Below are 8,354 nucleotides of genomic sequence, written 5' to 3'. Positions count from 1 at the left end.
TTTTGCGTATAATAGCTTCGATTGCGTGGGCCTGTGGACCGAGTGCCGAACGTGTATGAGAAACGTGCGGCGCTGTATCCCCTCCCTACTCGCTCCCTCCGGTCGCTCCTTGAGGGAGGGGGCTTAGCGCCTACTTTCAGCTAAAGCGAGTGTGAAATGTGTGACGGACAGGAAGGTGCGGCTTCGCAGTGGTTTTACTTACTGAACAGCGGTAGATGAGACAACATGATTTTTTGACAAGATTTGGATAGCAACAAGGCACGAAATGCAGAGGCCATATGTCTGCACATCCCTACAAAGGGGGCGAGAAAGACTGAGGCAACCAGATCCATCAGATACGAAGAATGACCTAAACGAGGCCGATCGGGATGAAACGTTTGAGACGAAGTCGGAACGTTAGACTTCTAGTCGACGAAGTTCCGTCTGTGGGTCAAGGAACCATTCAGCGCCGTCTTCCGTCACAACCACCATCTCCTCTTGCCCGAGGTACCCATAATCAGTTTCAATCCCGAGCTCGAGCGTATATATTTCACCCTCGCGGACAGTTCCGTTCGGTGACTCGCCATATCGCTCCCAGAGTGGGCCGAGTAACGTCCCACCATCGTGCGCATTCCGCCCAACGTTATGTCCGACGGCGTGGGAATACTCTGGCCAGTTTCGGTCGGTTATCTCTGCTCGTGCCGCAGCATCAACTTCGTGGCCTCTCACACCTGGTTTGAGTGTCTCGAAAGCCGCATCGATGGCCGCACGAACGTCCTCAAAGGCAGCCTGAAGATCCTCGGGTATCTTTCTCTCGTCCTCAGTCGGGTAGTAATACAACCGCTGTATGTCAGTCGCATATCCCTCGTATTTTACGCCGAAGTCCATGTGTAGTACCTGTCCCGGGCGGAGTACAGTATCGCTCGGCATCGTATGTCCTAACGCTGAATCGGATCCCGCATGAACCGTCGGACAGTAATCCCAGGACCAAGCACTCTCGAGACCCTGTTCGTGCATCCGGTCGTGGACGTACTCGGCGACATCGGCCTCTGTCCAGTCTGGTTCCCACTGATTCGTCACCTCCTCAAATAGGTCAGTAGTTATCTCACCCGCACGGATCATGCGGTCGCGTTCGATTGGAGACTTATCGCTCCGCAAGCGAGTGATGACCTCGTCGGCACTAACTAGACTACCCTCATACTCCGTTCCCTCCAATAGTGCCTCAAGGCGACGAAACATTCCATGAGTGAGTCCATCGGCGATAGTGTTGTCCTCTGCATAGTTGACAGCGATTTCATCGGGGTCAATCTTCTTGAGTAGGTCCAAGAACGGCTCTTCAAGAGACGCTTCGTACGGATAGACGTCGTAAACTCCGAGCGAATCCACATTCTGTGCGTCGTGACTTCCGATGATAGTTGCCTTATCGCCATCTTTGGAAATCAGCACCATTGTCGGCCAGACAACGTCGAATCCGAGAAGAAAAGGGAGGCACGGCTCATCGATCTCGGTCGTTTCACGACAGTACGTTAGCCAGAGATCTGTGCCGGTCTCCTCTAGTACGTCAGCGGTTTGTTTCACTTTTTCTCTGACTAGTTGACGGTCGGGCATCGTATACTCACACCACAGTCATGAGATATAAATCCTTTATCATATGTGGCATCCGATTGGATCGATAGTGATTCAGACCAATTGGTCTACCGCGAGGTGGAGAAAAACGGCCCACATAAGTAGAATAGGGTGCTGGAACCACTAGAAAACCCGACGAAGGATACGTAAACTGGCGTGGCCATTAGGCGAAAAAGCACACACACCCAGTCGTAACGAACACGAAAGTGACAGCAGAGGGTCGGCCAGGAGCACTTCCGCTCGACCGAATTCTTAGTGAACCCGGCTTTGAGTATTCTCTCCCGTTGAAGATGGACGACTACGGCTACTGATTGAATTAAGCAACGTCGACTCAGAACGAGCGACGGGTGATGGAGTCAGAGTCTGTAGTCGTCCCCTTGTTCAGACTGTAGAAACGCCGTGAGGAGATCGATCGTCGACGCAGTCGAAACGGGTCGCAGTTGACGAAACCGCTGTCAAAGTCAATGGCAAGTGGTCTTGGTTGTACGCTGCAATAATTCTCGATGCGAAGTTGCTTCTTGACGTGCAGTCGTTCAAATGTCACAGCACTGATCAGGGGGCTGCATTTCTTCATGGAGTCGTCAAGAAACACTATTATGAAGACACTGTGTTTCCCGCCAGTCAGTTCAGATATCCGACTGTACTCTCCCAATTAGGACTGAGAAATAAGTCAACGACGCTGCTCGAAACCTGGTCGAAAGGTGGTTTCACACCCTCAAATACGAGTTGATCGCTTCCATAATTCGTGGGTAAGAAGTCGGTTGGTCATTCGCCAGTGGCTTGCACTGTTCATTCATTACTATAACATCCAACGACCGCATCAACTGCTCGACGAGCGAACACCAGCTGGGGAGGTTCACTAGACAGTGCCGGTTCGATGAGGTCGGTCTGTGTTCAAACGGTGTTATCAGTACAGACATGCGTGCCAGATACTTGTGACAGATATACGTTACAGATAGCTATACTGGCTTCCAGGGCGGGTTCTCCTCGTCACCGGGTCCGAGGTGAAGCCCGACTATCGAAATTTTTTGTTTGGATGGTGAACATATTCGGGTCAAGACATTCGTAAATATCAGGATCAGCACCGGGTTTGATCATCCGAGGGGCGTTTACTGTATCGTACTGTCTTCCTCCAGCCGGTATTCAAGTAGTTCGACAAACTGTCCAATTATTTTCGTCGGTTGAGAGTATTTTCAGAGGCGAACAAGAATGCGTGCGAAGTTGTTTCATCTACCTTGGATTACGACCGACCAGTCGAATTCGCCGTAATAGCCGTATGAACCGTCACATCGGAGATCATGGTCGATTCTCGACTCCCGCAAAACGGGAGCCGTACAGCCGTAGGGCTTGTTGATGTCTGGATCGAGTCGGCAGGTACGACAGTCCACATCTGTAATTTTTCATTGTTTATGAGGCTATCGTGTTACTTCTTAACGCGCTCGGGGATTGGATTCACAAACTCTCGAGTATCTTTGAGGAGGTCTTCACGCAGAGTCGGAATCTTCTACACAACCCAATCTAATCAGAAGTAATTAAATAACAGTGTTGGCCAGTCTGGCCTTCCACAAGACTTGCGCTTCTTCTCGATCACGAATCATGCACATGAGCGACGCGGTAAATTTGCCGATGACATCGAGCGTGTACGTCCCAATTGTCAAGAAGTGAGCAACCGTCCGAGAGAGTCCGCAGACATCGCCCGAACGACCTTCGCGTAGCCCGGAACGCCGATGTCGGCGAGGGTTTCGGCAGTGCGGGCATACGCCTACTCGTTGAGCGAGCCCGCCCAACATTAACCCCACCGGTCAGGACACGGAATATCAGAGGTGGGTTAGCCCCCTCGTTCCGAGGCACCGATCTCTCCGGGGTGGAGACGGTCGGACTCGGTGAGGTGGAGTGATGCGGCATCGAAAGTGAGGGCGACTTCGTCGTCGGGTGAGAACTGCGAGCCGGGGAGTCGAAGCGTCACTCGCGTCTCATCAGATAGTGACGCTGTCGCCCGGACCGACTCGCCCTGATACGTACAGTCGAGGATCGTCGCTTCAACGTCGCCCGTCCGGTCGACGCTGAACGCTTCGGGGCGCGCAACGACGGTCGTCGGACCGTCGGGCGAGTCGCCGTCGACGGGGATACTGGTGAATCCCAGTTCGAGCGACCCGTCGACGACGGTTCCCGAGAAGACGTTCGCGGTGCCGACGAAGTTCGCGACGAATTCGTTGGCCGGTCGTTCGTACACGTCTTCGGGCGTTCCGACCTGTTCGACGTGCCCATCGTTCATCACCGCGATGCGATCGCACATCGCCATCGCCTCGGCCTGATCGTGGGTCACGTATAGCGCTGTGACGCCGAGATCGGCCAAGAGCTCGCCGACCTCGCGACGGAGGCGGCGCTTGAGTTTCGCGTCCAACCCCGTCATCGGTTCGTCGAGGAGGAGGACGCGGGGCTCGATGGCGAGGGCGCGAGCGAGGCCGACACGCTGTTGCTGTCCGCCCGAGAGCGTCTGTGGATTCCGGTTCGCCAGTGCTTCGATACCCAGTAGTCGGAGCAATTCGTCGGCTCGCTCGCGGCGTTCAGACTGATCCAGCCCTCGCATCTTCAGCCCGAACGCCACATTATCGCGGACGGTCATGTTATCGAAGAGCGCGTACGTCTGGAACACGAGCCCAATGTTCCGGTTCTCGGGCGGGACGTGCGTCATGTCCTCGTCGTCGAACCTCACGTGGCCGTCCGTCGGCGTCTCGAATCCCGCCACGGTACGGAGAGTCGTGGTTTTCCCGCACCCCGACGGTCCCAACAGTCCCAGTATCTCGCCGTCGTCGACGGTGAGAGAGACATCTTCGACTGCGACGGTACGATCGTACTCCTTCCGGATCGAATCGATGGTAAGGCGTGCCATTCAGGAACCTCTCGTGTCGAAACCGCGTGTACCGACCGCCTGCAGTAACAGCGTGATAGCGACAACGATGCAGAAGAACATCGACACCGCGGCGGCGGCTTTAGTGAACGTGCTGTTCGAGATGTGACGCTGCAGGAAGAGCGCGAGCGGTTGCGTTCCCTTCGCCCAGACGATGTAGGAGAAGTTGAACTCCGCCGCCGCGAGCGTCCAACAGATGATCGCTCCGGAGACGATGCCCGAACGAGCGTTCGGGACGATAACGGTGAGAAACGTTCGGGGCCAGGAAGCGCCAAGCGCCCGTGCCGACTCCTCCAATTGTCGGAGCGGCATCGATTCGAATTCGCTTCGGACGGCCATCACCATGAACGGAACCTTCAACAGGGAATAGCCGACGATCAGCCCAAAGCTCGTTCCGGAAAGCGTAGGATACGCTCGCAGGAATGCAACGCCGAGAACGACGCCCGGAACGAGCGGTAGGACAGACACGGCGCTGACCCACTCGCGCCCCCGGAATTCGTATCGGGCGACGGCGTACGCGATTGGGACGCCGACGACAAGGTTGATCAGGACTCCACCGAGGGCGAGACCGACGCTGAAGAACAGCTCCGAGGGAGCTAGAACCGTCACTCCACCGTTTACCGGGAGAGTAAAAAGAGGGTCCCAGCCCATGCTGCGTTGTGACCCGATCGTGTCCGCGAGTCCGAGCACCTGCTGCCAGTTGCGAAACGTGACGAAACCGGACGGGAAGACGCCCGTCCACTCGCGGGCGAAGGAAGCGACGATAGTGAGGGCAACAGGAGCGATGAGGAACGTGACCGTCGCCAGTAAGACGACCGTGACGGCGGGGCGACCAACCCGTCGCGAGAGGGGGGTCATAGACCGACCTCCGCGCTCGTGTAGCGCAGTCCGAGCGCCGTGAATCCAAAGACGAACACGAAGTAGACAGTCGCCATCGCGCCCGCGACCGGGAAGGCTCCCGCCGCGAGTTCACGGTCGAGTTGCAGCGTCCACACAACTAGCGTCTGAATTACGATGAGCGTCCCGAAGATAGCGAGGCCGGTTCGGAACGTGAGGATGAGTGCTCCCGTGATTCCCGGTCGGATCTGCGGGAACGTGACGTGTCTAAACGTCTGGAAGGGTGTCGCCCCCAGCGCCTGCGCGGCCTCTTCGGCCGCACCTTCGACTTCCGCGTACGTACCGCGGAGGATAAGGGTCGCTCGCGGGACCATCGAATAGACGAATGCGAGGAACAGCCCGGGGACGCTGACGGCGAAGGCGATGTCGGTCGGGTTCATTCGAGCGAACGTCGCGACCAGATTAGTGACGACGCCGTTGTTACCGAACATGACGAGTATCATGAACGCCGCGACGATCCCGGGGAGACTGATCGGAAAGGAGACGAGAGTCACGAACACGTCTTCTCCCGGCAGGTCGTACTTCTCCAGAGAGTGTGCGATTGGAACTGCAAGACCAACCGAGACCAGCGTCGTCAGCGCAGCGAACCAGAGCGTGTTGACTCCGACGCGAAGGTAGTAGGGATCGGTGAACAACGTTCGGTATGCATCGAGTGTGAACCCGACAGATTGGAACGGTTCGGCGGAGACACTGATGCGGACCACTTCAAGCAGTGGATAGACACCCGCGACTAGTAGTAGGCTCGCGAAAGGGAGAGACAGCGCGACGATGCGACGACGCTCACGGTCACGCTCCGTCGTCGGATCCACGAGCGCGCTGGCTAACGCCGCGATCCCACGACTCGACGGGAGGGATTCACGGACGTTTTGTAGACGACCGGTAGACATCGGATATCAGATGTTTGCGCCGCGCGTGATCTCCTGAATAATCGACTCCTGCTGTTGGACGAGCTGATTGTAGTCGACCTGGAACTCCGTCCGCTCGTACTCCTCAGCGGCGATAAACTCGTCGGGCAGTTCCATCTCAGAGGACCGGATTGGGCGCACGTACGCGTCGAGGAAGTGTTGCTGTCCCTCAAGTGAGAGGACGTAGTCCATGAACAGCTTTCCGGCTTCGGGGTTGGGGGCGTCTTCGAGGAGCGCGTACCCGTACGGCATATTGAGAGCGCCCTGGTTACCGTTTTCTCCGCCCAAGAGCGCGACTCCGACGTTCTCAGCTGCGACTTCGTCGTTGTTGTGTTTCAGGTCGAGACCGGAGTAATCGTATCGGATGAACGTGGCGTACTCGCCGCGTGAGAACTGCGCGAGGAAGTTGTCGGTGAACTCCGCACCGCCCTCCTGAATCTGCTTGTAGTAGTCGATGACGGGCTGGAGATTGTCCATCGATCCCCCCCCGTGCGTTGTTCACCGAAAGCGCGGCCGCGAGTCCGACAGCCGCCTGCGGCGTCTGCAGGGCCAAGTCTTGCATGATTTCGGGCTGGAGAAGGTCCTCCCACGTCTTCGGTGCGTCGAGTCCCCGTTCTTCGTAGATGTCTTTTCGGTACGTGACCGCCGTCGTCACGCGCCGTGTCGCGGTAACGTGTCCGTCGTCGGTCTTCAGCGAGTCGGGGACCTTCTCCCATCCCTTGGGCTTGTACGCCTGCGTGAAGCCGTCGTTCCGAGCGACGATTCCGTAGGTGTATCCGCCGTTGTACCCGGAATGGGTCATTTCGTTCGCATGAGAACGCATGTGCTGCAGAGCTTCGCCCGAAGAGCGGTCGTCGTCGTGGACCGCCGGCCCGTACTCCTCCTCGAAGGCGGACATCACCGACGGCCAGTTCATCCAGCCCGACTGCACGCAGTAAAAGTAGAGCATATCGGGGAAGCTCGAAGCGCTGATCGATGTCTGGAAATCACCGTGCCCGACGTCATACGTTTGGTCGCCGCCTGAGCCGCTATCGCTGGAACTGACGCTGCCGAGACACCCCGCGAGACCTGTGGCTATTGACGCACCGGTACCGAGTACCGCCTTTCGTCTTGTAAGACGCATCACGTTTGACTGACAAGAAGAGGATGATTACACTTGCTAATATCTTCCAATAATACTAACAAATAGTATGTTTGATATGGGTGATATATAGACTAGGTCATGATGACATCCTCCCCGCCGTTCACGGCGGGGTTTCCTCGCGCTGGGGGTATCGACTACCGGCCCACGGAGGCAACTTGCGGGTTCGTATGCTCCTCGTTGGGACGGGAAGAGCGTGATGACTCCAACCATTCGTGGTTGTCCCACTTGCGGCATACAGGCCGTGCCATCGACCATGTTACCGCTGTCTGCCGCCGAAGGAACGTCTCTGACGCCGTGAGGTCAGCGTGCCCTTCGAAGCCACACGGACACGTCAGCGTCTCGCGGTGGGGCGTCGTATCCTCTGTCGAACTACAGTCCGGACACTCCTGACTCGTCCACGCTTCAGACCGTACTTCCACCGAGATACCGTATTCTTCGGCGGTACACACCAGTCGATTCAGGAACGCTCTAAACGCCCAGAAGTTGTGCGTCTTGACGTTCGTCTCTACCGACCAGTGCGTCTCAAGCACGTTTATCAACGTCCCGACGTACACTGTCGAAACGCCTTCATCGTACAGGCGTTCGATGAGGTCACGGGCAAGGGCATCTTGGGCGTGGTCACGGCGCTTGGTACGTCGGTCGCACAGGCGGTGGATACGGTGACTACTGTATCGACCGTCCTCCAAAAGAGATTGAAGCCGGGCGATTTCTCGCGTCGTCTCGCGGAATCGCTCGAACAGGTCGCGTCCTTCGTATAAGTATTGCTTGCCGGTCGTGGTTGTGCAGGCGACGAGGTTGTTCGCACCAATATCCAGAGCGGCTTCTTCCGAAGCCAGTGAGTGTGCCAGCCGGGAATCGTCAACGGTGACTGCCTGAAAGGCCCTGAACGTTT

General features: G+C 56.8%; 6 protein-coding genes and 2 pseudogenes. 1 reads left to right on the top strand and 7 read right to left on the bottom strand.

Annotated features, from left to right (window positions below; genetic code table 11):
* Nucleotides 1-396: 396 nt before the first annotated feature.
* Nucleotides 397-1,587 (bottom strand): Xaa-Pro peptidase family protein, encoded by a 1,191-nt coding sequence (locus tag GJ632_RS16595; RefSeq protein WP_191453531.1) that lies wholly within the window; start codon nucleotides 1,585-1,587, stop codon nucleotides 397-399.
* 424 nt (nucleotides 1,588-2,011) lie between these two features.
* Between GJ632_RS16595 and GJ632_RS16590 the strand changes: the two are divergent.
* Nucleotides 2,012-2,468: pseudogene (locus GJ632_RS16590) on the top strand (DDE-type integrase/transposase/recombinase); the annotation flags it as partial.
* Between the two features lie 363 nt (nucleotides 2,469-2,831).
* On the opposite strand, the gene GJ632_RS26030 reads toward GJ632_RS16590, so the two are convergent.
* The 6 genes and pseudogenes from GJ632_RS26030 to GJ632_RS16555 form a co-directional block, all read right to left on the bottom strand.
* Complete coding sequence (locus GJ632_RS26030) at nucleotides 2,832-2,993, bottom strand: hypothetical protein (RefSeq protein ID WP_191453529.1); 162 nt, start codon at nucleotides 2,991-2,993, stop codon at nucleotides 2,832-2,834.
* A 440-nt stretch (nucleotides 2,994-3,433) separates the two neighbouring features.
* The gene (locus GJ632_RS16575; protein ID WP_191453528.1) at nucleotides 3,434-4,498 is read right to left on the bottom strand and encodes an ABC transporter ATP-binding protein; all 1,065 of its coding nucleotides are present in this window, start codon (nucleotides 4,496-4,498) and stop codon (nucleotides 3,434-3,436) included.
* Complete coding sequence (locus GJ632_RS16570) at nucleotides 4,499-5,374, bottom strand: ABC transporter permease (RefSeq protein ID WP_191453527.1); 876 nt, start codon at nucleotides 5,372-5,374, stop codon at nucleotides 4,499-4,501.
* Complete coding sequence (locus GJ632_RS16565; protein ID WP_191453526.1) at nucleotides 5,371-6,300, bottom strand: ABC transporter permease; 930 nt, start codon at nucleotides 6,298-6,300, stop codon at nucleotides 5,371-5,373. The genes GJ632_RS16570 and GJ632_RS16565 overlap by 4 nt, the downstream gene beginning before the upstream one ends.
* A 6-nt stretch (nucleotides 6,301-6,306) precedes the next feature.
* A pseudogene (locus GJ632_RS25500) lies at nucleotides 6,307-7,441 on the bottom strand (extracellular solute-binding protein).
* A gap of 155 nt (nucleotides 7,442-7,596) precedes the next feature.
* On the bottom strand, nucleotides 7,597-8,354 hold a 758-nt coding region (locus tag GJ632_RS16555), incomplete at its 5' end, for a transposase (protein WP_191453525.1).

It is taken from the genome of Halogeometricum sp. CBA1124 (assembly GCF_009741955.1).
Taxonomy (GTDB): Archaea; Halobacteriota; Halobacteria; order Halobacteriales; family Haloferacaceae; genus Halogeometricum; species Halogeometricum rufum.
The sequence above is the reverse complement of the archived record's forward strand: the minus strand, read 5'-3'. Positions and strand labels throughout refer to the sequence as shown.

Bases quoted from the DNA above. Each gene is read 5' to 3' on its own strand.
- GJ632_RS16595 (WP_191453531.1), bottom strand. From the start codon at position 1,587: ATGCCCGACCGTCAACTAGTCAGAGAAAAAGTGAAACAAACCGCTGAC.
- GJ632_RS16575 (WP_191453528.1), bottom strand. From the start codon at position 4,498: ATGGCACGCCTTACCATCGATTCGATCCGGAAGGAGTACGATCGTACC.
- GJ632_RS16570 (WP_191453527.1), bottom strand. From the start codon at position 5,374: ATGACCCCCCTCTCGCGACGGGTTGGTCGCCCCGCCGTCACGGTCGTC.
- GJ632_RS16565 (WP_191453526.1), bottom strand. From the start codon at position 6,300: ATGTCTACCGGTCGTCTACAAAACGTCCGTGAATCCCTCCCGTCGAGT.